Source organism: Scopulibacillus cellulosilyticus (genome assembly GCF_042665295.1).
In the GTDB taxonomy this organism is placed as follows: Bacteria; Bacillota; Bacilli; order Bacillales; family Sporolactobacillaceae; genus Scopulibacillus_A; species Scopulibacillus_A cellulosilyticus.
In genome coordinates this window covers 1-26,358 of sequence record NZ_JBHTCO010000003.1, presented here as the reverse complement: position 1 = coordinate 26,358, position 26,358 = coordinate 1, and the positions used below count along the sequence as shown (strand labels likewise).

General features: G+C 40.8%; 29 protein-coding genes and 1 rRNA gene. 29 read left to right on the top strand and 1 reads right to left on the bottom strand.

All coding sequences use genetic code 11. The features are described from left to right. Positions 1-34 precede the first annotated feature (34 nt). A complete protein-coding gene (locus ACFQRG_RS02550; protein ID WP_380963313.1) occupies positions 35-661 on the top strand; it encodes a thymidine kinase in 627 nt (208 codons plus the stop codon). Between the two features lie 40 nt (positions 662-701). Here ACFQRG_RS02550 and ACFQRG_RS02545 read toward each other — a convergent pair whose 3' ends face one another. Then, the gene (locus ACFQRG_RS02545) at positions 702-2,033 is read right to left on the bottom strand and encodes an FAD-dependent oxidoreductase (protein WP_380963311.1); all 1,332 of its coding nucleotides are present in this window, start codon (positions 2,031-2,033) and stop codon (positions 702-704) included. Between the two features lie 329 nt (positions 2,034-2,362). Between ACFQRG_RS02545 and prfA the strand changes: the two genes are divergently transcribed. The 28 genes from prfA to ACFQRG_RS02405 all read left to right on the top strand — a co-directional run. Continuing rightward, positions 2,363-3,436, top strand: coding sequence for a peptide chain release factor 1 (gene prfA / locus ACFQRG_RS02540; RefSeq protein WP_380963535.1), 1,074 nt, complete (start codon positions 2,363-2,365; stop codon positions 3,434-3,436). Positions 3,437-3,438: 2 nt separating this feature from the next. Further along, positions 3,439-4,302 (top strand): peptide chain release factor N(5)-glutamine methyltransferase, encoded by an 864-nt coding sequence (gene prmC / locus ACFQRG_RS02535; RefSeq protein ID WP_380963533.1) that lies wholly within the window; start codon positions 3,439-3,441, stop codon positions 4,300-4,302. A gap of 253 nt (positions 4,303-4,555) precedes the next feature. Continuing rightward, complete coding sequence (spoIIR, locus tag ACFQRG_RS02530; protein WP_380963531.1) at positions 4,556-5,146, top strand: stage II sporulation protein R; 591 nt, start codon at positions 4,556-4,558, stop codon at positions 5,144-5,146. A 100-nt stretch (positions 5,147-5,246) separates the two neighbouring features. Further along, positions 5,247-5,690, top strand: a complete 444-nt coding sequence (locus ACFQRG_RS02525; RefSeq protein ID WP_380963309.1) for a GNAT family N-acetyltransferase — start codon at positions 5,247-5,249, stop codon at positions 5,688-5,690. A gap of 79 nt (positions 5,691-5,769) precedes the next feature. Then, positions 5,770-6,813, top strand: coding sequence for an L-threonylcarbamoyladenylate synthase (locus tag ACFQRG_RS02520; RefSeq protein WP_380963308.1), 1,044 nt, complete (start codon positions 5,770-5,772; stop codon positions 6,811-6,813). 123 nt (positions 6,814-6,936) lie between these two features. Further along, positions 6,937-7,515: a manganese efflux pump MntP gene (locus tag ACFQRG_RS02515; RefSeq protein WP_380963305.1), complete on the top strand. Its 579-nt coding sequence runs from the start codon at positions 6,937-6,939 to the stop codon at positions 7,513-7,515. Between the two features lie 70 nt (positions 7,516-7,585). After that, entirely contained in the window at positions 7,586-8,206 is a 621-nt protein-coding gene (locus ACFQRG_RS02510; RefSeq protein ID WP_380963303.1) for an arsenate reductase/protein-tyrosine-phosphatase family protein, read from the top strand. Between the two features lie 52 nt (positions 8,207-8,258). Continuing rightward, positions 8,259-8,798: a TIGR01440 family protein gene (locus ACFQRG_RS02505; RefSeq protein WP_380963529.1), complete on the top strand. Its 540-nt coding sequence runs from the start codon at positions 8,259-8,261 to the stop codon at positions 8,796-8,798. 100 nt (positions 8,799-8,898) lie between these two features. Then, positions 8,899-10,140, top strand: a complete 1,242-nt coding sequence (locus tag ACFQRG_RS02500; RefSeq protein ID WP_380963301.1) for a serine hydroxymethyltransferase — start codon at positions 8,899-8,901, stop codon at positions 10,138-10,140. Positions 10,141-10,249: 109 nt separating this feature from the next. Then, positions 10,250-10,879, top strand: coding sequence for a uracil phosphoribosyltransferase (upp, locus tag ACFQRG_RS02495; protein ID WP_380963299.1), 630 nt, complete (start codon positions 10,250-10,252; stop codon positions 10,877-10,879). 594 nt (positions 10,880-11,473) lie between these two features. Then, complete coding sequence (locus ACFQRG_RS02490; RefSeq protein WP_380963297.1) at positions 11,474-11,692, top strand: AtpZ/AtpI family protein; 219 nt, start codon at positions 11,474-11,476, stop codon at positions 11,690-11,692. Between the two features lie 6 nt (positions 11,693-11,698). Beyond that, entirely contained in the window at positions 11,699-12,079 is a 381-nt protein-coding gene (locus tag ACFQRG_RS02485; RefSeq protein WP_380963295.1) for an ATP synthase subunit I, read from the top strand. Positions 12,080-12,138: 59 nt separating this feature from the next. Beyond that, the gene (gene atpB / locus ACFQRG_RS02480; RefSeq protein WP_380963293.1) at positions 12,139-12,882 is read left to right on the top strand and encodes a F0F1 ATP synthase subunit A; all 744 of its coding nucleotides are present in this window, start codon (positions 12,139-12,141) and stop codon (positions 12,880-12,882) included. A 42-nt stretch (positions 12,883-12,924) separates the two neighbouring features. Continuing rightward, on the top strand, positions 12,925-13,149 hold the full coding sequence (gene atpE / locus ACFQRG_RS02475) for a F0F1 ATP synthase subunit C (protein WP_380963291.1): 225 nt from the start codon (positions 12,925-12,927) through the stop codon (positions 13,147-13,149). Positions 13,150-13,240: 91 nt separating this feature from the next. Then, on the top strand, positions 13,241-13,729 hold the full coding sequence (gene atpF, locus ACFQRG_RS02470) for a F0F1 ATP synthase subunit B (protein WP_380963289.1): 489 nt from the start codon (positions 13,241-13,243) through the stop codon (positions 13,727-13,729). Continuing rightward, a complete protein-coding gene (locus ACFQRG_RS02465; protein ID WP_380963287.1) occupies positions 13,726-14,265 on the top strand; it encodes a F0F1 ATP synthase subunit delta in 540 nt (179 codons plus the stop codon). Before atpF ends, ACFQRG_RS02465 begins: the two co-directional genes overlap by 4 nt. A gap of 12 nt (positions 14,266-14,277) precedes the next feature. Then, positions 14,278-15,789, top strand: a complete 1,512-nt coding sequence (gene atpA, locus ACFQRG_RS02460) for a F0F1 ATP synthase subunit alpha (protein ID WP_380963285.1) — start codon at positions 14,278-14,280, stop codon at positions 15,787-15,789. A 45-nt stretch (positions 15,790-15,834) separates the two neighbouring features. Then, positions 15,835-16,695, top strand: a complete 861-nt coding sequence (gene atpG / locus ACFQRG_RS02455; protein WP_380963283.1) for an ATP synthase F1 subunit gamma — start codon at positions 15,835-15,837, stop codon at positions 16,693-16,695. A 33-nt stretch (positions 16,696-16,728) separates the two neighbouring features. Continuing rightward, complete coding sequence (gene atpD, locus ACFQRG_RS02450) at positions 16,729-18,156, top strand: F0F1 ATP synthase subunit beta (protein WP_380963281.1); 1,428 nt, start codon at positions 16,729-16,731, stop codon at positions 18,154-18,156. Between the two features lie 38 nt (positions 18,157-18,194). Then, positions 18,195-18,596 (top strand): F0F1 ATP synthase subunit epsilon, encoded by a 402-nt coding sequence (locus ACFQRG_RS02445; protein ID WP_380963279.1) that lies wholly within the window; start codon positions 18,195-18,197, stop codon positions 18,594-18,596. Positions 18,597-18,963: 367 nt separating this feature from the next. Then, on the top strand, positions 18,964-19,200 hold the full coding sequence (locus ACFQRG_RS02440; RefSeq protein ID WP_380963278.1) for a DUF1146 family protein: 237 nt from the start codon (positions 18,964-18,966) through the stop codon (positions 19,198-19,200). Positions 19,201-19,426: 226 nt separating this feature from the next. Beyond that, entirely contained in the window at positions 19,427-20,185 is a 759-nt protein-coding gene (locus ACFQRG_RS02435) for a YwmB family TATA-box binding protein (protein ID WP_380963276.1), read from the top strand. A gap of 90 nt (positions 20,186-20,275) precedes the next feature. After that, the gene (gene murA / locus ACFQRG_RS02430; RefSeq protein ID WP_380963527.1) at positions 20,276-21,601 is read left to right on the top strand and encodes a UDP-N-acetylglucosamine 1-carboxyvinyltransferase; all 1,326 of its coding nucleotides are present in this window, start codon (positions 20,276-20,278) and stop codon (positions 21,599-21,601) included. Positions 21,602-21,896: 295 nt separating this feature from the next. Further along, entirely contained in the window at positions 21,897-22,940 is a 1,044-nt protein-coding gene (gene spoIID, locus ACFQRG_RS02425) for a stage II sporulation protein D (RefSeq protein WP_380963274.1), read from the top strand. A 110-nt stretch (positions 22,941-23,050) separates the two neighbouring features. Then, on the top strand, positions 23,051-23,962 hold the full coding sequence (locus tag ACFQRG_RS02420; RefSeq protein WP_380963272.1) for a peptidoglycan DD-metalloendopeptidase family protein: 912 nt from the start codon (positions 23,051-23,053) through the stop codon (positions 23,960-23,962). 203 nt (positions 23,963-24,165) lie between these two features. Then, complete coding sequence (locus ACFQRG_RS02415) at positions 24,166-24,873, top strand: hypothetical protein (RefSeq protein WP_380963270.1); 708 nt, start codon at positions 24,166-24,168, stop codon at positions 24,871-24,873. 128 nt (positions 24,874-25,001) lie between these two features. Continuing rightward, positions 25,002-25,667 carry a hypothetical protein gene (locus tag ACFQRG_RS02410; protein WP_380963268.1) on the top strand — a complete coding sequence of 222 codons (666 nt, stop codon included), beginning with the start codon at positions 25,002-25,004 and terminating at the stop codon, positions 25,665-25,667. Between the two features lie 466 nt (positions 25,668-26,133). Then, positions 26,134-26,358 (top strand): 16S ribosomal RNA (locus tag ACFQRG_RS02405); the annotation flags it as partial.

The window sequence follows — 26,358 nt, the reverse complement described above, 5'->3', positions numbered from 1 at the left end:
CTTTATTTTTAATTAGAGTGTGATGTAAGAAAGGATGTTTGTCGTGCAATTGACAAATCAAACGGGCTGGATTGAGTGTATTTGCGGAAGTATGTTTTCCGGAAAGTCGGAAGAGTTGATTCGCCGTGTTCGCCGTGCCAGTTTTGGTAAATTAAAAATCCAAGTATTTAAACCTGCCATAGATAACCGTTATGCTGAGGAAGCTGTTGTATCACATACCGGCAATTCTGTGACAGCCATTCCTGCAAGTACTTCTCAAGAAATACTTTCTAAAATAGAAAGTGATACACAAGTCGTTGCGATTGATGAAGTGCAATTTTTTGATGAAGGTATTGTCGATGCAGCGCAAAGGCTTGCTGATAACAGTGTTCGTGTTATTGTTGCAGGATTGGATCTTGATTTTAAAGGAGAGCCGTTCGGTTCAGTCCCGGCATTAATGGCTGTCAGCGAAACAGTAACTAAACTGAATGCCATTTGTATGGTTTGCGGATCTCCGGCAAGCCGGACGCAACGTTTGATTAATCATCAGCCGGCCTCTTACTATGACCCTGTCATTCTTGTCGGTGCTTCTGAATCATATGAAGCCAGATGCCGGCATTGCCACGAAGTCCCAGGGAAACCCGGGATCAAAAGTGAAAAAGTGACAGAAGAAATGATATAAAAACTCGCCGGCTTGGCGAGTTTTTTAAATGAATGAATTATTATTTAAAACGTCTTGCAGCTTGTTGTACGGGGTCCCAGACACTGTTAAACGGCGGGGCGTAAGAAATGTCTAAGTCCTCTATATCAGTTAATGTCAGCCCGCTGTATAAAGCTGTTGCAATGACATCTGTGCGTTTCGCAGCGCCTTGTTTGCCGATGAATTGTCCGCCCAGAAGTTTTTTACTGCCTTTTTCCGCTATCAGTTTCACCCATAAAGGATGCTTGCCCGGAAAGTAACCAGCGATATCTGTTGATTTTATTTTAACGGATTCAATATCTAACCCAAGCTTTTCAGCATCTTGTTCGGTTAAGCCGCTTCTCCCAAGTTCGAGATCGATAAATTTAATAATTGATGTGCCGGTAATACCTGCAAAAGGCCGCCTTTGGCCAATCATATTCATTCCCGCAAGGCGGCCCATTTTATTAGCATTTGTACCAAGCGGGATATAATCATATGCCTCTTTTACCCGGTGATATTGAAGGGCGCAATCGCCGGCGGCATAGACATTTTTTATGTTTGTTTCCATATATTTATTGACTTTAACGCCATTTTTAACACCGAGCTCAATGTCAGTTTGCTTTAAAAATGAAGTGTTTGGCGCTATACCGGCAGCGACAATCACAATATCCGCTTCATAGGCCCCAATGTTTGTTTCAACTGCTTTAACTGCAGAATCACCTTGAAATCCTTGAACCTCTTCGTTTAAAACAACTTTAATCCCTTTATTTTTTGCCTCTTCATGAATCAGCTCGCTCATATCCGGGTCAAAGACCTTTGCCAAGCGGGAACCACGGTCAATCATGGTAACGCCGATTTTTCGATTATAAAATGCTTCAGCCATCTCGAGTCCAATGTAGCCCCCGCCGATAATAACTGCCCTTTGGACGTCTTTTGACAGTCCTTTTAAAATGTTTTCTCCGTCTGCTATTGTCTTTAAAGTGAAAATACAATCGAGTTTTTTGCCGGGCCAATCCGGAAATACCGGGTCGGCGCCAGTTGCTATTAACAATTTATCGTAAGAGATTTCGAAAGGCTTATCGCTTTTAAGAATACGGCCTTTGACTGTTTGCTGATCGGTATCAACCTCTGTCACTTCATGGCCGCATCTGGCGTCAATACCGTATTTATTCCGGAAAGTATCAACGGAGCGGGCGATCAGCTTTGAAGAAGATTCAATGTCGCCGCCTATAAAATAAGGGAGACCGCACTGGCTGTAAGAATAGACATCACCTTTTTCAAGCGTTGTAACCTTTGCCTGCTGATCATGGCGGATAATTTGCATAGCGGCGCTCATTCCTGCTGCATCCCCGCCGATGATGACATATTTCATTTAATCACCTGCTTTCATTTAGTTTAATTTCAAAAAAATATAGCTAATTTGAGTGTAATATTTACAGGAGCTACAAATCAACTGATTAGGCAGCTTTGACTGGCTGTAAACCCTGTAATATAATTAATATGTTATAGAGGAAGTTCAAAAAGTCCGGGAAAAGGGGACGTAAGAGTATGGTGTGGTGGCGGTGCTCCTGCGCCGAAGCATATTCACAGAAGTATCACCAACTTCTCGTCGCAAAGCTGCAAAGAAGTAAATTCATGTAGTAGCTTTCCTCCTTTTTGAACACGCATTTATAGGTATAGGAAGAAAATGAGGTGAAGACGGTGCTTGATCGTTTACAGTCACTTGAAGACCGTTATGAAAAGTTAAATCAATTATTATCTGACCCAGAAGTCATTAGCGATACAAAAAAACTTCGTGAATATTCAAAGGAACAATCTGACCTTGAAGAAACAGTGCAAACCTTCCGTCAATATAAAGATGTTGAAGACCAGCTGAAGGATGCAAAGGAAATGCTCGAGGAAAAGCTGGATAACGACATGAAGGAAATGGTCAGGTTAGAAATCAATGAATTAGAAGAGGAAAGAGACAGCCTGGAAGAGAAGCTGAAAGTGCTGCTGATTCCGAAAGATCCCAATGACGATAAGAACGTTATTGTTGAGATCAGGGGTGCGGCCGGCGGTGACGAGGCTGCATTGTTTGCGGGCGACCTTTTCAAAATGTACTCCCGTTATGCTGAATCGCAAGGCTGGAAAACTGAAGTGATTGAAGCAAGTCCAAATGAAGTCGGCGGCTACAAAGAAATTATTTTTATGATTAACGGTAACGGCGCATACTCCAAGCTAAAATACGAAAATGGCGCACACCGTGTACAGCGTGTACCGGAGACCGAATCGGGCGGACGCATCCATACGTCGACAGCAACTGTCGCTGTTCTTCCTGAAGCGGAGGAAGTTGAAGTTGATATTAACGAAAAGGATATTCGTGTCGATACTTTTGCTTCCAGCGGACCGGGCGGACAAAGCGTTAACACGACGATGTCGGCGGTTCGTCTGACGCATATTCCTACAGGGATTGTTGTTTCCTGCCAAGACGAGAAGTCACAAATTAAAAATAAAGAAAAAGCGATGAAAGTACTTCGGGCAAGAATATACGACAAATTCCAAAAGGAAGCTCAAGAAGAATATGCAGCCAACCGTAAATCAGCGGTAGGAACCGGGGATCGCTCTGAACGGATTCGCACTTATAATTTTCCGCAAAGCCGTGTCACTGATCATCGGATTGGTCTAACACTGCAAAAGCTCGATCAAATTCTTGAAGGAAAGCTTGATGAAATCATCAATGCGTTAATCGTTGAGGAACAGGCGAAGTTAATTGAACAGGCGGAAGCACAATGACAATGAAGATATACGAAGCCCTTAAATGGGCTTCTTCTTTTTTAAAAGAACATAACAGGGACGAAAACGCTGGAGAATATTTGCTTTGTCATCGATTAGGAATGAATCGGACAGAGCTGTTAATGAATATAAGGGAATCTTTATCATTTGAAGATCAAAAGTGGCTTAGGGAGAAAATCCATGAGCACGCGGGCGGCATGCCTGTCCAATATATTATTGGTTATGAATGGTTTTACGGACGAAAGTTTAAAGTATCGCCGGATGTCTTGATCCCGCGGCCGGAAACAGAAGAACTTGTTCAAACTGTTTTGAAGATGGCGGAGGCTCAGTTCCCGAAAGGCATGACTTTAAAAGTATGTGATATTGGCACAGGAAGCGGGGCAATCGCGGTCTCGTTAGCGCTCGAAAATATTGATATGGATGTTTATGCGGTTGATATATCTAAGGAGGCGCTCGCTGTTGCCAAGGAAAATGCGAAGAACCTTAGCGCTGACGTTCATTTTGTAAATGGCAGTTTTCTTGAACCGTTCTTAGGAAATCAAACCTTTGATATCATTGTCTCAAATCCGCCGTATATTACCGAGAAGGAGCTTATCGGCCTGGAAACCGTTGTTAAGGACTATGAGCCTGTTCTTGCGCTTTCCGGGGGAGCCGATGGTCTGGATTGTTACCGGGAGATTATCCGGCAAATTCCTCAGGCAGCGGCTTCCAAACTTATCCTTGCTTTTGAAATTGGCTTTGAACAGGGCGGGCCGTTATCGGAATTGCTGACATCAGCTTTTGGCAGCCGGCTCCGTTCGTTATCTGTTCAGAAGGATATTAATGGGAAAGACAGGATGGTTTTTGCGGTTATTGAGAGGGATTAAAGGTTTGGAGAAGATGGTGATCGACCGTTTTAACGCTTGAATTATCTGGTTTCAGCCGTTGCATATTCAGAGAAGTAACGTCAACTTCTCGTCGCGGCTCGCAGCAGCTTTGAAAGTGTCGCTTATTGACGAACGTTTTTAGGTTTGTTTTCTGGCTGTCCCGTCAAGACTATGTTGTGAAAGGGGCGGGACAGTCATGAAAAATCGATTAGCACTTATTATTATTTTTTCTCTTATTCTATTAATTACTTTTATGCAATTTGAGCAAAATCTATCAAAAGCAAATGATTCAGTGAGAATTCCTGATAAAGCGATTCGTCTTAGAATTTTGGCAAACAGCAACAGCGCCAATGATCAATCCGTCAAGCGGCAAATTCGCGATGCTGTTAATGTCAATATTAACGGCTGGGTTAAAAACCTAAAATCATTCGATCAAGCAAAACGGGTGATCCGTTCGCATATGGGTGATATCAATGCGACGGTACAACATAAATTGGATGACATGCACTTGCATGAAAACTTTACAGTAAAATTAGGTCCGGCTAAGTTTCCGACTAAAATGTACGGCGGTTATGTCTATCCGGCCGGTACTTACGACGCGTTGGTGATTACGCTTGGTAAAGGGGAAGGCGCCAATTGGTGGTGCGTATTATTCCCTCCGCTTTGTTTCCTGGATTTTAGCCATGGTGATGCGGTAAAGCCGGATCATCAAAGCGGTCATGTTTCGAAAATGGCTGATTCGGGTCAACAGCCTCAGGCTAATAACAAGGATGTTAAAGTTAAATTTTTCATTGTTGACTGGATTGAGAGTCTTATTCAGGCGATAAAAAGCTTGTTTTCATAAGTTAACTTCACGAAAATTGCTGACATTCATGTCTAATTCCTTCTTATCTATCATACACATTTAATAGAATAACTGAATGATAGATTAAGGAGGATTTCATATGAATAAGGTTGTTTACACCGCAAAGACGGAAGATTGGATAAGAATTAAAAGATTTGCGAAAGATACAGGCGTTCATTTGCCTGAACCAAATGGCAAAATTCAATTTTTGCTGATGGCCGATAAACCCGGTGAATTAGCAGCTATTATAGGTATTGATACCACATATCGTGAAGCGGTCTTACGCTCATTAGTCATTGATGGACATAAGTGTAAGAGCGATGATGTCTTTTACTTTTTAAATACGGCTTTAGCCTATGCCTCTGAGCAAAAAGCGAGTGCCGTTTATTTTGCAACACCTGCCGGATCATCATTATTCACCCCATTAGGGTTTGAAGAGGTAGAATTTTCCCGTCTCCCTGAATATCTTAAACAAGATTGGGAGAAAACTTATACAAATTATCCACAGGAAGTTGTATTTTTAATGAAAAAGTTATGCACATAATCTTCAGACTTATGCACAACTTGTGTATAAGTCTGGATTTATTGTGAGTAAAATGGCAAGGTATAAAGGGGTTTTAACAATGGTTACAACGCGACAATGGCAAATTGATAAAAATGTGGATAACTTAACGTCTTGTCCACAAATCAAAGAGGCTGCCGATCTCTTGAAAAAAAACGAAGTCGTAGCTTTTCCGACTGAAACAGTCTATGGACTGGGAGGGAATGCGCTTTCTGATGAAGCGATAGAAAAAATTTATAAAGCAAAAGGAAGACCAAGTGATAATCCGTTGATTGTTCATGTTGCTTCCTTACAACAGCTTCATCAGATTTGCTCAGATATTCCCGGGACAGCTCAGAAGCTGATTGATGCCTTTTGGCCGGGGCCGTTGACAATTATTTTGCCTAAAACAGGTCAATTATCAACAAGAGTGACAGCGGGGCTGTCGACCGTTGCGGTAAGAATGCCGGAACACCCGGTTGCCCATGCAATTATTGAAGCTTGTAATCTGCCGATAGCGGCTCCGTCAGCTAATAGCTCCGGGCGGCCGAGCCCAACATTGGCCGCTCATGTTCTCCATGATTTAAGTGGGAAAATTGCGGGAGTCGTTGATGGCGGAGCTGCCGGCGTTGGTGTTGAATCTACGGTTGTAGATTGTACCGTTGAACCGATTGCCATTCTTCGGCCCGGAGGAGTTACCCGGGAACAATTGGAAGCAGTTGCGGGTTCCGTGGCGGCAGACCCGTCCCTCAGCCAACCTGATAAAGCGCCTAAATCACCCGGAATGAAATATCAGCATTATGCACCGCAAGCACCGGTTTATCTCGTTCCGGGCGGCAAAGAAAAAATTCAGGAGCTGGTCAAACAAGCTAAAAATGACAATAAGCAAGTCGGGGTGCTGACAACTGAGGAGAATAAGCATGCTTATTCAATGGCTGATATCGTGATCACTTGTGGACAACGTGAAGATCTCACGAGTGTTGCCCATTTCCTTTTCGAAAGCTTAAGAGCGTTTGATGAGACTCATGTTGATCTGATATTGAGCGAAACCTTTCCAATGCAAGGGATAGGCGCGGCGGTAATGAACCGTTTGTCAAAAGCGGCTGGCGGTAAAATATTAGAATAACATTATAAATTATCGAAATACTTATCCACAGTTCACAGGGTCAGACCCCTTAACAAGAGCCCCGTTCTAATTCGTCTCGGACATGCATACCTTTTTGGTAGCGGCATGTTAAGGAGGCGGATTATGATAACAGATTCATTAATCGGAGAAATCATTACACTGTTTATAATGGCAACTGCCCTTGGCATGGATGCCTTTTCTATTGGCATGGGAATGGGAATGCTTGAGTTAAGATTAAAGCAAATTATGAAGATTGGTATGGTTATCGGCATGTTCCATGTCATAATGCCGCTTTTAGGCATGTTGGTCGGCTTTGTTTTATCACACCACTTCGGGAGTATAGCCGCAATGGTCGGCGGTGCCCTTTTACTTTTATTAGGCGCTCAGATGATGTTTATTTCCTTAACAGGCAAGGATGATAAGCCAATGGTTCAGCCTGTAGGCTTCGGGCTTATTATCTTTGCCATTAGCGCCAGTCTTGACAGCTTTTCCGTAGGCCTGAGCTTAGGGATATTCGGCGCCCGGGTTTTATTAACAATTATTATGTTCGGGTTTATGAGCATGATTTTAACTTGGTTAGGCTTAATCATAGGCCAAAAAGCTCAGCGATTTCTCGGCAGGTACAGTGAAGCTTTGGGCGGACTTATTTTATTTACTTTTGGATTAAAGATATTATTACATGCATGGCATTTTGTAATATAATAATGGACAAAGGCGCCTTTTCAGGGCGTTTTTTTATACTTACTTATGGACCATTAAAAGGGGTGTTAATGTGAAAAATATCCTGTTTGTCTGTACAGGCAACACATGCCGGAGTCCAATGGCCGAGGCTTTACTTAGACATAAGGGGAAGGATATTTTCAGAGTAAAATCAGCCGGTGTTTTTGCGGGTGACGGAAGTCCGGCCCATCCAAATGCAATCAAAGTGTTAAAAGACAGGAATATTTCATTTGATCATCGTTCTCAGTCAATTAACAAGACATTAATTGACTGGGCGGATATGATATTCACAATGACTGGGAACCATAAGAATCAACTATGCCAACAATACCCTGAATCTATAGATAAAACATACACACTAAAGGAATATATTTTACACGGGAAAGATGAAGAAAAGGGCTGGAAACAATTTAAAAAGACCATGGTTGATATGTTAGAAAAGCAATCGAATCTTCAGCACAAAAAGAGTGACTCCCGTTCAAATGGAGACAATAAAGAAAGAGAAAAAAAGTTGCAGGAAAGTATTGAAAAGGATATGAAGATAGTGCGAGAATTAGAAGCGAAGTTTCCTGATCTTGATATAAAGGATCCGTTTGGCGGATCAGTCGAAGATTACGAAGAGGCTTGCAGAGAAATTGAAGATTTAATTGAAAAACTCGTGAAAAACTTTTAGTCAGAAAGGGCGAATCCAAGTGGCGGACGAAATCCAAGAGATTCAACAACAAATTGAAAAGGTGTTGGATGACTTAAACAAAGCCATGCCATTGAATAGCGAACATTTACTTGTAGTAGGAACTAGCACAAGCGAAGTGATTGGTGAGCATATTGGAACATCGGGAACTGTTGATGTCGCTCGTGCTATATATAAAGCGCTTGCCAACTTTCAGGAGAAAACAGGTGTCCAGTATGCCTTCCAATGTTGTGAACATTTAAATCGGGCGCTTGTCGTTGAACGGAGCGTTGCGAAAGACAGACGTTTGGATTTAGTAACAGTTGTCCCTGTTCGTTCGGCGGGAGGCTCCATGGCAACTTATGCTTATAATAATTTAAAAGATCCCGTTGTTGTGGAATCTGTCAAAGCGGATTGCGGTATCGATATTGGAGATACCTTTATAGGCATGCATTTAAAAGAAGTGGCTGTTCCGGTTCGGAGTTCGATTCGAGAAATTGGCCATGCCCATATAACCATGGCAAGGACACGTCCAAAGCTTATTGGCGGAGAACGTGCAATATATCCTGAAAAAGAAAAAATTAACCATTTTTAGCAGTATAAATTGTTGAAAAAACTAAAATAAATTGTCTATTCTTATAGAATTAGTTGTGTTAATATAATGGGTGACTAGATTCGTGAAAGGGGCCGTTACAATGGATGCTATTAAAGAACAAGATCCGAAGGTATACGAAGCAATTCAGCAAGAGTTAAATCGTCAACGAGACAAGATTGAACTGATTGCATCTGAAAATTTTGTTAGTGAAGCAGTAATGGAAGCCGCAGGTTCTGTATTGACAAATAAATATGCTGAGGGTTATCCTGGCCGCCGTTACTATGGCGGTTGTGAATATGTTGATATTGTGGAAGATTTGGCGAGAGAACGTGCCAAAGAATTATTCCAAGCTGAGCACGTTAATGTACAAGCCCATTCAGGCGCTCAGGCTAATATGGCTGTTTATTATGCCATCCTTGAACATGGAGATACGGTTTTAGGAATGAATTTATCCCATGGCGGTCACCTGACTCACGGCAGCCCCGTTAACTTTAGCGGTAAACAATTCAATTTTGTTGAGTACGGTGTTGATAAAGAAACACACCGTATTGATTACAATGATGTTTTAGAGAAAGCTAAAGAACACAAACCGAAATTAATCGTTGCAGGTGCCAGCGCTTATCCAAGGGAAATCGATTTTAAACGTTTTCGGGAAATTGCGGATGAAGTCGGCGCATATTTAATGGTTGATATGGCTCATATCGCAGGCCTTGTTGCTGCAGGCTATCATCAAAACCCTGTCCCTTATTCGCATTTTGTCACAACAACGACTCATAAAACTTTACGCGGACCGCGCGGAGGTATGATTCTTTGCAAGGAAGAATTTGCGAAGCAAATAGATAAGACGATATTCCCGGGGATACAAGGCGGCCCGTTAATGCATATTATTGCAGCTAAAGCTGTTGCATTTGGTGAGGCGCTTAAACCTTCATTTAAAGATTACGCAAACCAAATTATTAAAAATGCTCAAGCCTTTGGTCAAAAGTTACGAGAAGAAGGCATTGAACTTGTTTCTAAAGGTACAGATAACCATCTGGTCCTTCTTGATGTACGCAATTTGAATCTGACAGGCAAAGAGGCAGAAAAGATTTTGGACAGCATCGGCATTACCACAAACAAAAATGCCATTCCTTTTGATCCTGAAAAGCCGTTTGTAACAAGCGGTATCAGAATGGGTACGGCTGCGGTAACAACACGCGGATTTAAGGAAAAAGAAATGGAAGAAGTTGCTTCGATCATTACGTTTGCTTTAAAGCATCATGATGACGAAAATGCCTTAAATGAAGCAAAAGAACGAGTTCTTGCCTTAACGAAAGAATTCCCTTTATATAAAAATTTATAGGAAAAAATTAAAAGGAGGCCTTAAAATAGGTCTCCTTTTAAATTTGAAGTTGAATACCGGCCCTGTTTTGTGTAAAATTTGTCGAGAGAGAACTGTAGAGGAGGATTTGATGGGACAAGTAAATGTTTTAGATCATCCATTAATTCAACATAAACTCACATATATTCGTGATTATCGAACAGGGACCAAAGCTTTTCGTGAACTTGTAGATGAAGTTGCAACGCTAATGGCTTTTGAAATTACCCGTAACTTGCCGCTTGAAGAAATTGAAGTTGAAACGCCTGTATGTACGGCAAAAGCTTACCAATTAGCAGGTAAGAAATTAGGAATTATTCCAATTTTACGTGCCGGACTCGGCATGGTTGACGGTATGCTTAATCTCATTCCAGCCGCAAAGGTTGGTCATGTTGGTTTATATCGTGATCCTGAAACATTGAAGCCTGTCGAATACTATTGCAAATTACCTTCAGACATCCAGGAGAGAGAATTAATCGTAGTTGATCCGATGCTTGCAACAGGCGGCTCCGCTTCTGCTGCTTTAACTCTCCTCAAACAAAAAGGCGCGGTTAATATGAAACTCATGTGCCTTATCGCAGCCCCGGAAGGTGTGGAACAAATTAAAGAAGACCATCCTGATGTTGACATTTATCTTGGAGCGCTTGATGAAAAGTTAAATGATCATGGTTATATTGTTCCTGGTCTGGGCGATGCAGGAGATCGCTTATTTGGTACGAAATAAAGACCAAGACTGTAAATGTGTGCTCAAACGAACGATTTTATTGCACATTAAAAAGACAAGCGATCACATATTGGCAGTGCATTGCTTGTCTTTTTTTCAATAACTCATGTTTACTTATTAAGTTCACATTTCTGTCGGATTTACCAAAAATAAACTCTATGAAAAACGATAATTTTAATTAATAATAAGAGTGAAGCGTTTAATTGTGACAAACCTAAGAACCTTATGAAACTTTTTAGAACTGATTCTTGTATAGTGTTGACAACAAGATAGCGCTTTCGATACGATAAACAAGGGTTAGGAAAATTTGAAAACAGCTCTATTATTAACTTTTTAGACCTGATGATAAATATTTTTTTTGCTTACTTTTTGATGGTTTTGCGGTTAATAATGATTATAATCAGATACGTTTTACTGATTGCATATATGATACGAATCAGCAAACTGAAAAGATTCATCAAAGGGTAAATTGTCTTGTCACATTTATCATTATTTTTCAGCATTCAGAATCTTGAATAACAACTTTGCTTAAGGTACGCTTTTGAACTCATCATAATCCTTGAAGTATGATCCTCTTAAGGGAAGGGATGCCTTGTGAAGAAAAACTCAAAAGATCCTTGGCGCATGGTTGGCCTTACCAGTATGCTTGGTTTAGAAATATTCGCCTTTATTTTTGGAGGGATCTGGTTAGGACGCTTCCTGGATGCTCACTATGGTACAGCCCCAATATGTATTGCCGTTGGGAGTATCGGCGGCATGCTAATCGGCATTGCAAGCGCAATATTCACTTTAATAAATTTTATAAAGGACTGAGCCAACATGAGTAATGAATTGGTGCGGTCTTGCCGTATAACTCTTATCCTTTCATGCTGTATTCTGATTTTCTTAATTTTCCTATGGTTTGTCACTCCAGCAAAATCATTAATTGCCGGCTTCATTATTGGCGGATTAATCAGTTTTTATAATGTTTTTCATTTGGCATACCGTGTGATGCTGGCCGGTAAATTAGTAGCTTCGGGATCTCAGAAGCTCGTGGGACTTAAGACTTTAAGCCGGATTGCTGTAGTAGGATTCGGTATTGTATTGGCTTGCCGCTTCCCCGAATGGATTGATTACCGTTCTCTTGTATTGGCATTGCCATTAGGTATCATTGTCATGATCGTTTCCGCGAGTTTCTACTATATAAAAAAATCCACTTAATTGTGCGTGTTCATAACGCCATTTGAACAATCTTTTATTTTATGAAGGGAGGGATGTTCATGGAACTGACTCCAAAGATAAAGTTCCTGGGGTTGACATTTGATGTGACGGTAATGATTGGAACTGTAGTAACAGCAATTCTCGTACTATTATTTGTGTTATTGTTATCCCGCGGCAGGAGCATGAAGCCGCGCGGCGCACAAAATTTAATGGAGTATGTGATTGAATTCATACGCGGCATCACTAATATGATGCTTGAAGGTAAGAAAGCGGAAAAATACCTTAGTTTTGCGATTACCACTTTTCTTTTCATATTAATCGCGAACCTGCTCGGTGTTATCGTCATGGTTAACACTGGCGTGCATGGCCCGATCCCTTCGCTTGGGATAACTGCAAAGGCTTTGAAATCGAGCCATGAGATCAGTTGGTTTAAATCGCCGACATCTGATATCAATGTTACCGTGGCTATGGCGTTTGCCATCGCATTATATGCGCATTTTTCAGGCTTATTTAAAAGCCCGAAGCGTTATTTCGCCCATTATTTTCAGCCATATGCGTGGATGTTTCCGCTCCATGTCATTGACGAATGTGCGAAACCAACGACTCACGCAGCACGGCTTTGGGCAAACATTTTTGCCGGTGAAGTGCTCATTCTTATCCTGCGGGACGGTGTGCCATATTTGACTGCTGTACCAATGTTCCTTTGGATAGGTTTTTCGGTTTTTGTCGGCTGTATTCAGGCCTACATTTTCACCGTTTTAGCAATGGTGTATATCTCACAAAAAGTAGCGGATGACCATTAATTCTATTGAATTTATTTATTATATTTAGGGAGGAATTTTTAAATGAGTTTAGCTATTCTAGCTGGTGGTATTATGATAGCATTTGGTGCCCTTGCGGCCGGTATTGGTAATGGTGTGTTATTTAGCAGATACCTTGAAGGAATTGCCCGTCAACCGGAAGCCCAAGGTAAACTTTTCGGACAAGCGATGATTGCGCTTGGTCTTGTTGAGGCGCTGCCGATTATTTCAATCGCCTTCGGTATTCTAGTACTCTTTGGTGTTATATAAGATAATTCATTCAGCAGGGGGAGATTCTTGCCCCCGCTTTCTTTGTACGCTGGAACGCTGATTCTAATATTAATTGAAGGGAGTGGCAAGCGTGCTTGAATTTCATATCGGAACAATACTGTTCCAACTTATTGTCTTTCTAATTTTAATGATTGTCGTAGCCAAGTTTGCTGTACGTCCGATGTTGGGCGTCATGAAGAAACGGCAAGATCATATAGATAATGAAATTTCTACTGCTGAAGCAAATCGGATTGAAGCAGAAGAATTATTAGCAAAGCAAAAAGAAGAATTAAATCGCGTGCGTGAAGAAGCAAAGGAAATTATAGATCGAGCAAAACGCCAGTCAGAAAATGAAGGGCAGAAAATTATTGAGGACGCGCGGTCTCAATCTGAACGCATGATTGAACAAGCCAAGGAAGAAATTGAAAGCGAAAGAGAAAAAGCTGTCGCTTCTATCCGTGACGAGGTAGCTGAGCTGTCTGTTATGCTTGCTTCTAAAGTGCTTGAAAAAGAAGTGGATGCGAAATCACATGATAAAGAGATTAATCAATTCTTGAAACAGGTAGGGGATCGTCTATGAGCGAAGCCGTGGCAGAACGCTACGCTCGCGCCTTGTTTGAAGTTGCAAAGGAACGCGAGACGATTGATGCTGTTGAAGAACAATGTCAATTAATAGGATCGACGATTAATCAGCATCGTGAATTAAAAAGTGTCATTTCACATCCGCAAATTAATTTCGAAGATAAAAAGGCAATTATAGAGAAAGTTTTCAAGAAAGATATTAACCAGGAAGTCATGAATCTATTGAAAGTACTGATTGATCATCGTCGTGAAGGTATCTTCGATGAAATTGTAGATGAATATACAACGATGGCAAATCATTACAGAGGTATTGTTGATGTTGTTGTTACAACAGCAAAACCTCTTAAAGAAAAAGAAAAAAATAAATTGGCGACTGAGTTGGGCCAAACTTTAAATAAAAAGTTAAGAATTAAAACTAAAGTGGATCCGGAAGTTATTGGCGGCATTTTAGTTCGTATTGGAAATCGCATGTATGACGGAACAATGGCCGGCAAACTGGCCAGATTCCAACAGGAGCTTAAAGTAGCTAGATAGGGGTGAAATGTTTTGGGCATTAAAGCTGAAGAAATTAGCTCATTAATTAAGCAGCAGATTGAAGATTACCAATCTAAAGTTCAAGTGAGCGATGTCGGTACCGTTATTCAAATCGGTGACGGAATCGCCCGCGTTCACGGCCTTGATAATTGTATGGCCGGTGAACTTGTTGAATTCTCTAACGGTGTCATGGGAATCGCTCAAAACCTTGAGGAAAGTAATGTCGGTATTATTATTTTAGGACCTTACAGTGAAATTCACGAAGGTGACGAAGTTAAAAGAACAGGCCGTATTATGGAGGTTCCTGTAGGTGAAGAACTCCTTGGCCGTGTTGTCAACCCGCTCGGCCAGCCTATAGACGGCAAAGGACCGGTTAATACGACCAAAACACGTCCGATTGAAAGTCCGGCACCAGGCGTTATGGATCGTAAATCCGTCCACGAACCTTTACAAACAGGCCAGAAGGCGATCGATGCGTTAATTCCGATTGGCCGCGGTCAAAGGGAATTAATTATCGGAGACAGACAAACAGGTAAAACATCACTTGCTATTGACACTATCATTAATCAGAAGAATGACGACGTGATCAGCGTTTATGTAGCGATCGGCCAAAAAGAATCAACGGTTGCAGGCGTTGTTGAAACGCTTAGAGCCCACGGTGTTCTTGAAAAGACGATTGTTGTTTCAGCAGGTGCTTCTGAACCTGCACCGCTATTGTATCTCGCGCCATATGCCGGGGTATCAATGGCAGAAGACTTTATGTATAACGGCAAGCACGTCTTAATTATTTATGATGATTTATCTAAGCAAGCGGCGGCTTACCGTGAGTTATCCTTGCTGCTCCGCCGTCCTCCAGGTCGTGAGGCTTATCCAGGGGATGTATTCTATCTCCACTCAAGACTTTTAGAACGTGCTGCTAAGCTAAGTGATGCCAAAGGCGGCGGTTCTTTAACAGCACTTCCAATTATCGAAACGCAGGCAGGAGATATTTCGGCTTATATTCCGACGAACGTTATATCGATCACTGACGGACAAATATTCCTTGAGTCTGACTTGTTCTATTCAGGTGTCCGCCCGGCTGTTAACGCAGGTCTTTCAGTATCCCGTGTCGGCGGTGACGCGCAAATTAAAGCTATGAAAAAAGTTTCCGGTACTTTGAAGCTTGATCTTGCTTCTTTCCGCGAACTGGAAGCATTTGCTCAATTCGGTTCCGACCTTGATAAAGCAACATTGGCGAAGCTTGGCCGCGGTCAAAGAACGGTTGAAGTATTGAAACAGGATCTTCACAAACCATACCCTGTTGAAAAGCAGGTGGCCATTCTTTATGCCTTATCACGCGGATTTTTGGATGATATTCCATTAGAGGACATCCGGCGTTTTGAAAAAGAATATCTTGCTTATCTTGAAGAAAACAATCAAGATCTGCTTAAACACATTAAAGAAGCAGGCACTCTGCCTAACGAAGATAATTTTAAAGAAGCAATCAGCGAATTTAAGAAAACATTTGTTGTATCTGATAAATAATAATGTGTTGCTCGACCCAATGCAGTCTAAAGGTGGTGAATCGAAGTGCCCTCAATGCGTGATATAAAGGCCCGGATCAATTCTACTAAGAAAACCCGTAAAATAACAAAAGCTATGGAAATGGTTTCTGCAGCCAAGTTAAACCATGCGCAAGTGAATGCGAAAGCATATACCGAATATACGGATAAATTGCGTGATGTTGTAGCGGGTATTGCTGCAGGCAACGGAGGAAGCGTTAAGCATCCAATGCTTGAATCACGTCCTGTTAAGAAAACGGGCTATCTTGTCATTACTGCTGATCGCGGCTTGGCAGGCGCCTACAATAACAATGTTCTTAAGCATGTACAACAACTGATCACAGAACGCCACAAGTCGGAAGATGAGTACACAGTTATTGTTGTTGGGAAAATGGGCTTGAAATATTACAACAACCGCCACATGCCGGTGGTAGCTGATGTAGTTGGATTGCCTGATCAGCCTTCTTACGATGATGTAAAGGCACTCGCAAAAAAGGCTGTGGACTTATTTGCAAACGAAGAAATTGATGAACTATATATGGTATACAATCATTTTGTCAGTGCAATTACACAGCAACTGACAGATGTCAAATTGTTGCCGTTAACAGATCTTGACACAACTGGTCAAACATTAAATTATGAGTATGAACCATCGGCGGATGAAGTTTTGGAAAAATTGCTTCCGTTATATGCCGAAGGTCTTATATACGGTGCACTTCTAGATGCAAAGGCGGCGGAACACGCTGCCCGGATGACAGCAATGAAGAATTCTACAGATAATGCTAATGAACTGATTGACAAATTAGAACTATCATATAACCGTGCACGTCAAGCGGCAATTACGCAAGAAATCAGTGAGATTGTCGGCGGTGCCGCGGCACTTGAATAGTCAGATCAGTCAAAGATGACAGGAGGGAATACGATGAATAAGGGTTATGTGACTCAGGTGACTGGTCCGGTTGTTGACGTTAAGTTTGAACGCGGTCATCTTCCTGAGCTTAACAACGCACTTAAAATTAGTTATAAGGCCCAATCATCTAGTGAAGTGGATATAGATTTAACACTTGAAGTTGCCCTTCACCTTGGCAATGATACGGTACGTACCATTGCAATGGCATCTACCGATGGTGTTGTACGCGGTATGGATGCCATCGATACCGGTTCGCCAATTTCAGTTCCGGTAGGTAATGCGACACTTGGCCGTGTGTTTAATGTTTTAGGTGAAGCGATAGATTTAAAAGAAGATGTACCAAGCGACGTACGCCGGGATTCAATCCACCGCGAGGCGCCTTCTTTTGATGAATTAACAACAAAAACAGAAGTGCTCGAAACAGGCATTAAAGTTATTGATTTGCTTGCGCCTTATGTAAAAGGCGGTAAAATCGGCTTGTTTGGCGGTGCCGGTGTTGGTAAAACCGTATTAATTCAGGAATTAATTAATAATATTGCTCAAGAACACGGCGGTATTTCAGTATTTGCCGGTGTTGGCGAGCGGACTCGTGAAGGTAACGACCTTTATCATGAAATGAGCGACTCAGGCGTTATCAGCAAAACAGCGATGGTTTTCGGTCAAATGAACGAACCGCCTGGTGCCCGTATGCGTGTCGCTCTTACAGGTCTTACGATGGCTGAATATTTCCGTGATGAAGAAGGGCAAGACGTGCTTCTCTTTATCGACAACATTTTCCGTTTTACCCAAGCTGGTTCAGAGGTATCCGCGCTTCTTGGACGTATGCCTTCTGCCGTAGGTTACCAGCCGACGCTTGCAACGGAAATGGGTCAGCTTCAAGAAAGAATTACCTCTACGAAGAAAGGTTCTGTTACGTCAATTCAAGCGATTTATGTGCCTGCGGATGACTATACCGACCCGGCGCCGGCAACAACATTCGCCCACTTAGATGCAACAACGAACCTTGAACGTAGCCTGACAGAAATGGGTATTTACCCGGCGGTTGACCCGCTGGCATCAACTTCTCGTGCTTTGGCACCTGAAATTGTTGGCGAAGAGCATTACAAAGTTGCCCGCCAAGTTCAAGAAACGCTTCAGCGTTATAAAGAACTTCAAGACATTATTGCAATCCTGGGTATGGACGAATTATCTGATGAAGATAAGCTTGTTGTTAACCGTGCACGCCGCATTCAGTTCTTCCTGTCACAAAACTTCCACGTGGCAGAACAGTTTACTGGACAACCGGGCTCTTATGTTCCTTTAAAAGAGACAATCAGCGGCTTTAAAGAAATTTTGGAAGGTAAATACGATGACCTTCCAGAGGATGCATTCCGTCTTGTTGGCCGTATTGAAGAAGTTGTTGAGAAAGCAAAAGAAATGGAAAAAGCTGTTCAAGGCTAGGCAGTTATTTTCCATTATAATTGGGAGGGTAGTAGCAAATGAATACCATCCAAACAGATATTGTTACACCCGACGGCAAAGTGTTCGAAGGGGAAGTTCACATGGTCAGTGCACGGGCGACAACAGGCGAGCTTGGTGTTTTACCGAACCACATGCCGCTGGTTGCACCGCTTGAAATCAGTACGGTACGCTTAAAAAGCTATGGTGAAACGGTATATGTAGCGGTCAGCGGGGGCTTTATAGAGGTCCGTCCTGATCATGTGACCATTTTGGCTGAAGCAGCGGAATTAAGAAAAGACATTGATGTTGAACGTGCCAAGAAAGCTAAGGAAAATGCAGAAAGCGAACTTAGCAGACTGGAAAAAGGCACGAAAGAATATGAAGAAGTATTATTAAGTTTAAAACGGGCAGAAAATCGCTTAAATACCGCTGCTAAATAAATGCAATATGAAAGCTGTAAGCATAAAAATGCTTACAGCTTTTTTTTGCAATTTTTTTGTCACAAATTTGTCAGTTATTATTGTGAAACTTTAGCCGGCTGATTCGAAAGGTTGAGGCAAATGTGTTAACATAATAAGGTAATAAAGAAAACTTAGCTGGTGCCAAGCCTTAAAGGCGCAGGCAACTGCTTAGTTGCCCTTATACTAGGAACTTAAAATTGGCCCCTGCGCCGAATTGGCTGCTTAGTTGCCAATTTATACTTTCCTACGTATAAAGAAAACTTGGTTGATTTTGTATTTGAAAAAGTAAAGAAAATGTTTTGTTTTTTGGGGTTAGGGATAAACCTGAAAGGTGGGTTGCGAAGTATTGCTTAATTTTGGTTTTCAATCAGTTTTATATTTGATCATTCATTTAATCGCATTAATTGTTACTTGGTGGGCAATCCAATGTCTTAAGCTGGATCTGTTTGTACATAACCCTAAAGGTCCTAAAGCGAAAGTTTTGCTTATATTTATAACGATTGCCATTAGTTATCTTGTAGCAAAGTTCTTTTTAGATTATTTGAATTGGTCGCTTAACCTCCCGCAGATATATAATCACTAGAGCGGAGGATTAAAGGGGTCAGAAGAAATGTTACCGGCGGTACTGTCGGAGGCGGTGCTCCTTCACTGACGAATAGTCGCAGGGATTTCTGCTTTTCGTCTCGGCTCAAAGCAATGCGTTATGATGCTTGTTGATATGTCGGTTAATGTCCATTTTTGACAAGAAGTTTCACGTATGTCATACCTCTCTTTGGTCACACTGAAAGTAAGGAGAGGGGATGACGGAAATGAAAAGGTCTAATATTTTAGCTGTATTTTTTATTATTATTTTTTTCTTTGGGGCTTATTCTTACAGTTCAGCGGAAACCGGCAGCCATGAAAAGGCATCATTTCACAAACTTGAAACATTGGCCGATGCGGTAAGGGATCAAGGGGCTCATGTCACCCGTTGGTCGTTATATGCGCGGGAGACGTCCCTTCAATTGAAGCATCCATCAGAGTTTTATGAACAGGCTAAGCATTTAAAGAAAAACTTTCCTGAATATACATGGCAATCTGTAGCGAAAGAACAGGGCTATTATCAAATAACAGGCTATCGCATCATTCCTAATACCGAAGTCAAAGAAAGTGTTTCTTTTTTTGCATACCCCCAGAATAACAATTATAAAACGTATATAATCTATGAAGTTCAAGGCAACAAATGGAATATAAAAAGCTGGCGCTCATACACACCTGAAATTGCAACCAAATTGTCAAAAATTTTTACTGGAAAAGAGACAATATTCACTTGTGTTAATGGTAAATACAGTGATACAATGAAATCTGGTTTATCAAAAAGAGTTGAACAAGTTTTGGCCCATTTTTCGGCTGAAAAAGTTGAACAAGACAATGAAAAAACGTTTGTATCAGTTTCTGCATATAATAGACAGTGGAAGGACTCGATCGAAACAAATCAGCGGAAAATGAATCTTCAGGTGGCGTTGAGAACCGTTGGAAGTGCCACAAGCATTACAATAGGCACACCAATTATCACGTCTGAATATTAATAAATAAAAAGGTTAGGCGAGAACGAAACATAACTCCTAAAATCAAAATAACTAAATGGAGTTACGAAATTGGACGCGGAGGGGAATATGTTGGAGAATATCATTGTTCGTGGCGGGAAGCGCCTTTCGGGAAACGTAAGAGTAGAAGGCGCAAAAAACGCTGTGCTTCCCGTAATTGCTGCATCAATATTAGCACATAAGGGCACAAGTACAATATATAATGTTCCTGCACTGGCGGATGTTTATACAATTAATGAAGTACTTAGACATCTTAATGCGGATGTTTCTTATGAAGAAAATACAATAACTGTTAATGCCCAAGGTGATTTATTAACCGAAGCACCTTTTGAATATGTTCGTAAAATGAGGGCTTCTTCATTGGTAATGGGACCGCTTTTAGCCCGCGTTGGTCACGCAAGAATTGCCTTGCCTGGCGGATGTGCAATTGGCTCCCGGCCAATGGATCAGCACATTAAAGGCTTTGAAGCAATGGGTGCAAAGGTTAACATTGGCAATGGGTTTATAGAAGCTAGTGTAAATGGACGCCTGAAAGGTACAAATATTTACCTTGACTTTCCGAGTGTAGGTGCTACGGAAAATCTTATGATGGCTGCAGTGCTTGCTGAAGGTGTAACAGTACTCGAGAATTGTGCCCGTGAACCTGAAATTGAAGATTTGGCCAATTATTTAAATGCAATGGGCGCAAAAGTTACAGGCGCTGGAGACAGCACAATTCGCATTACCGGTGTTAAGGCATTAAAAGGCGCTGAACATAGTATTATTCCAGACCGTATTGAAGCGGGAACATTTATGATTGCTGCTGCGATTACAGGCGGTAATGTTCTTGTTGAAGGTGCCCGCGCAGCGGATTTACGTCCTTTAATAGCTAAGCTTGAAGAAATGGGCGTTATTATTGATGAAGAGTTGAACGGTATTCGTGTCAATGGTCCGGATATTTTAAAACCGGCTGACATCAAAACAATGCCTCATCCGGGATTTCCGACAGATTTACAGTCACAAATGATGGCATTGCTGTTAAAATCAAAAGGCACATCTGTTATCACGGAAACCGTTTTTGAAAATCGTTTTATGCATGTTGAAGAATTCCGGCGGATGAATGCTGATATTAAAATTGAAGGAAGATCGGCTATCATTAATGGTCCTTGCCACTTGCAAGGCGCTGAAGTTTCAGCCACAGACCTTCGTGCAGGAGCAGCGCTCGTCATTGCCGGGCTGATTGCTGATGGTGTGACAAGAGTTAATGAACTGAAACATATTGACCGCGGTTATGTTGACTTTGCTGATAAACTTCGCGGTTTAGGTGCAGACGTCAAGAGAGTTGAAGTTGAAGAGAAACTGACTAAGGAATCTGTGAACAATCTCCCTAAATTGAATATGAAGCCAAAGTTTGCATAATCAAAACCAAGGAGCCGTATAAGCGGCTCTTTTTTATACGTTAAGAAAATATTAAATTGGCAACAAGAGATGCCAATTCGACGCAGTGGCCAATTTTAGGTTTTAAGTATAAGCGCAACTAAACCTCTGTCCGGATGAATTTCTCCCCACAACCATTGTATGTTACATATCGAAATTTAGACCACAATTTAAAGCCCATTCATTAATATGTCAATATTGCACACAGAGTTCTAAGAGTTTGTCCTCCACCATAGGCTAGTATTAAAATAAAATCTCACTTAATGGAGGGCGATGCATGAAACGAGCCGCAATAATTTTAGGAATTTTACTCACAGTTGTACTCATATTACCATCTGTGATTGTATTACCATTTGAACATCATGCGGATTCAGCCGATCCAAAGATTAAACCTAAAGAGACGGCTGAAATAAATCTTAACAAATCAGCATCAGTATCTCATACAAAGGCAAAAGACCCTGCTGTTAATGTCGCTGTATACAGATCTAATGAGCATAAGGTTGAGAGCCTGCCTCTTCACGATTATCTTGTTGGCGTCGTTGGCTCAGAGATGCCGGCTGATTTTAACATTGAGGCGCTTAAAGCACAGGCCTTAACGGCCAGAACATATATTGTCGGCCACCTTCTGGCAAAAGCAAGCATTCATTTACCCGATGGTGCTGAAGTCACTGATTCGACAATGGATCAGGCCTTCGAAGATAAATCGGATTTGAAAAGATTATGGGGATCTGAATACGATTGGAAAATCAAAAAAATTGATAAAGCGGTAAGTGAAACAGCAGGACAAATTTTAACTTACAAAGGGGAACCTATTACAGCTTCCTTCTTTTCAACAAGCAATGGCTATACCGAGAATGCAGAAGACTATTGGAATCAATCCTATCCTTATTTAAAAAGCGTTCCAAGCCCATGGGATAAAAAGTCGCCAAAATATAAAGCGGAAAAAACAATCCCGGTTGCAACGTTTGAAACCGACTTGAATGTCACTATTCCAAATCAAAATGGAGAAATAGGACAAGTTCTAAAAAGTACGCCGGGGCACCGCGTCGGGGAAATTAAAATCGGCAATAAAACATTTACAGGTAGGCAAGTAAGGGAAAAATTAAATTTAAACTCCAGCGATTTTACAATGATAAAAGACGGGAATGATATAAAAGTTCAAACAAAAGGATACGGTCATGGCGTCGGTATGAGTCAATACGGAGCAAACGGCATGGCCAAGGAAGGGAAAAATTATAAAGAAATTGTTTCCTATTATTATAGGGGTGTGAAAATTTCAAATATGCAGCCGTTTGTGAAGGAGATAACTGCAAAAGGCTAAAGAAGCATATTCAAAAATGATAGATTTGTCGAAAAATATCTAACAATTTTTTATCTGTCTATGTATATATCACGCAGAATCTGATCAGAATGATTCGTGAGGTGATAAACATGACGGATAAAAAAGATCCGAGACTTTCGCGTGAAGAAGCCGAAAAATGGCGTTTACGCAAGTTAACTAGAAAACGTTGGTTCCTTCCAGCCGTCTATCTTGGTGTTGCTGCGTTAATTGTAGCCGGAGCATTAGTATTCGAAAAAGATGGTGTACACAATCAATCCGGCGAAAAGAATCATGCTAATAATATAGCAATGAACAAGAAAGACAAAGAAGCTGTACCGGTTAATAGTATGAAAGAAAACTTCAAATGGCCGGTAGAAAACAAAAATGCTGTTAGTGTTGTTCAACCATTCTATGATCCAAAAGCTTCTGAGGAAGAACAAGCAGCCGCCCTAGTAAATTATAATCATTCCTATACGCAAAATACCGGTATCGATATTGCTGCCAAAAATAATAAAACTTTTGCGGTAACAGCAGCAATGAGCGGTAAGGTCGTAAAAGCGGAAAAAGATAATTTGCTAGGTAATGTTGTAGAAATTAAACACAAAAATGGTGTAACAACTATGTACGAAAGTCTGGCATCAATGACTGTAAAACCTGGGGATACAGTTTCTCAAGGAGAGGAAATTGGTAAAGCCGGTCAATGCGACTTTAATAAAGATGCAGGTGTACACGTGCATTTTGAAATTAGAAAAGACGGTACAGCTGTTAATCCTGAGAAATATTTTTCAAAAGGATTATCAAGTCTTGATAATGTAAATAAAACAAACAGCAACATTCCAGCTAAAGAAATGCCTAAAAAACAAGAAAATAAACAAACACCAAATAAAGACAACAACATGAATAAGATGGAAAATAACCAAAAGTCAAATGACAGCAAAAAAGGCTCAACTGATCAAAACTCAAATAACAGCGATGTATCTTCTCCTAATGCAGGTCATGAAGATGCACATGCAAATGGTTAATAACTTTTATCCATCTTCTATTTAGTCGCCAGGAGGCGGCTTTTTTTTCGTTTCTTTTATACTTTACCCATTTTTATATATTCAATGCATGAATTGACATTTCCTTTTTTAACTTTTAAAAAGCAGCCTGATGTTTTTTTAAGAAATGTACTGGGAATAATATTTTTGGGAATAAAAAGGAAAAAAGGAGTGAAAACCATCAAATGAAAAAATTAATGAAACAGCTGGCATTGGCTGCAGGTTTCTGTCTTATCATGACATTGGCAATAACAGCTTGCTCCAATGGCGAAAAGGGCAACAATGCTGATAATAATATCAATAATAACGGTCACCGTAAGCAGAACGTAAGCTATAACAAAAATAATATCAACACACCCCAAAATCAGAATGGGAATCGAGTTGATTTGAAGAATTATTCCAAGGATCAAGATAAAAATACCGGAGATGAAGATTTTGATGTAACCGGAAAGTATGTTAAAGAAAATAATAATGAAATTGTATTAAATATTAACGGTGATGATATCCATATTAAAAAAGCAGCGGGATATAAAAAGGACTTAAAAGGTTTTAAAGGCAGTTTAAAAGATAAGAAAGTCGACGTCGAAGTCACTCACAACCAGCAGCTTGCCAAAGACCTTCAACCAACGCCAATGACTCGGGCTGATAAGAACGGTGTTTATGAACGTAAACATAACGGAGAAGTCAAAGTTATTGGAAAGTTATTAAGCAGCGATAAAAGCAATGTCAGCATTCAAGTACCAAACGGCAAGAAAACCTATACCAAAACCTCTGACTTTAAAGTGGACACTGATGGACAAAAGGTCAGCTTAAACGGAAAAATAGTACGCCTTGAAATTGATAAACACGGTAAATTAAAAGAACTTAAATATAATTGGGTTGACCAAGAATAAACAGGGAGCCATCCATAACGGTGGCTTCTTTTATCATTTTAGGTTAGTTATGATTTTTTTAGAAATTAACGGGAATACTACTTTTGAAAATTAATTGAGGCTATTTGCAAAAGGAGTGGAATCATTAAATGAAGAAAATGGGCAAACAACTCATGATAGTTGTAAGTTTTTGTCTCATGTTAACTTTAGTCCTGGCCGGCTGTAACACACAAAATAACAAGCAGACTAATAAAAATAATACCCCTACTAACCAAACGGCTAAAAATCAAAATGGAAAAAAGGTTGATTTGCGAAACTATTCAAAAGCCGATGATAAGAATAAGAAGAACGCGGACTTTGATGTAACCGGAAAGTATATTAAGGACGACAGTAAAGAAGTTGAAATGAACATTAACGGCGATGACATTCATATTAAAAAGGCATCAAATTTCAAAAAGGATTTAAAAGGATTCAAAGGCAATTTAAAAGATAAGAAAGTTGATGTCGAAGTCACTCATGATAAACAGATGGCTAAGTCCCTTCAGCCGACGCCGATGACTATGGCTAATAAAGACGGTGTCTTTGAACGTAAATCTGACGGAAGCTCCCGTGTTATCGGCAAGCTCTTAACAAGCGACAAAAAGCAAGTCAGTGTTCAAGTCGGAAGCGGTAAAAAAACCTATACTAAGACATCGGACTTTAAACAAGATACAAAAGGGCACAAAGTTAACCTGACAGATAAGATGGTAAGACTTGATATTGATAAAAGCGGTAAAGTTAAAAAACTTGAATATAATTGGGTTGACCAACAGTAGATTAGTTTAGGAGTCATTGTCATACGATGGCTCCTGTTTATGCGCTGTTCGTTTATTTATTGGGACTCAAGACTTTTTTAAAATAGTTGTTGACACTTTATAATCAGGGTGTTATTATTAAATGCGTCGCCATTGAGACTTAGGTATGAATGAGAAACAAATATGATGAGACTCAAAAAAGTTGTTGACATCATATTGATATGGTGATATGATTAATAGCGTCGCTTTTGAAAGAAACAAAAGCACAGCAAAAAAAGTTGTTGACAAGATGTTCGCAACTTGATATAATGAGAAAGTCGCTGTTGAGCGATTGACTTAAATGATTAAGAGATTGTACCTTGAAAACTAAACAAAAGCCAAGCGTAATTAATTGGGTAACCAACCTATTAATTTAAAATAGCTAAGGATCATAACGATTGAAAGTATCGCTGTTTAACAGCTTTAATAAGGATGTTCGCATCCAAACTTTATTGAGAGTTTGATCCTGGCTCAGGACGAACGCTGGCGGCGTGCCTAATACATGCAAGTCGAGCGCGAGAAGCAAACAGATCTCTTCGGAGTGATGTTTGTGGAACGAGCGGCGGACGGGTGAGTAACACGTGGGCAACCTGCCTGTAAGACTGGGATAACTCCGGGAAACCGGGGCTAATACCGGATAAGTCTTCAGCACCGCATGGTGCGGAAGTGAAAG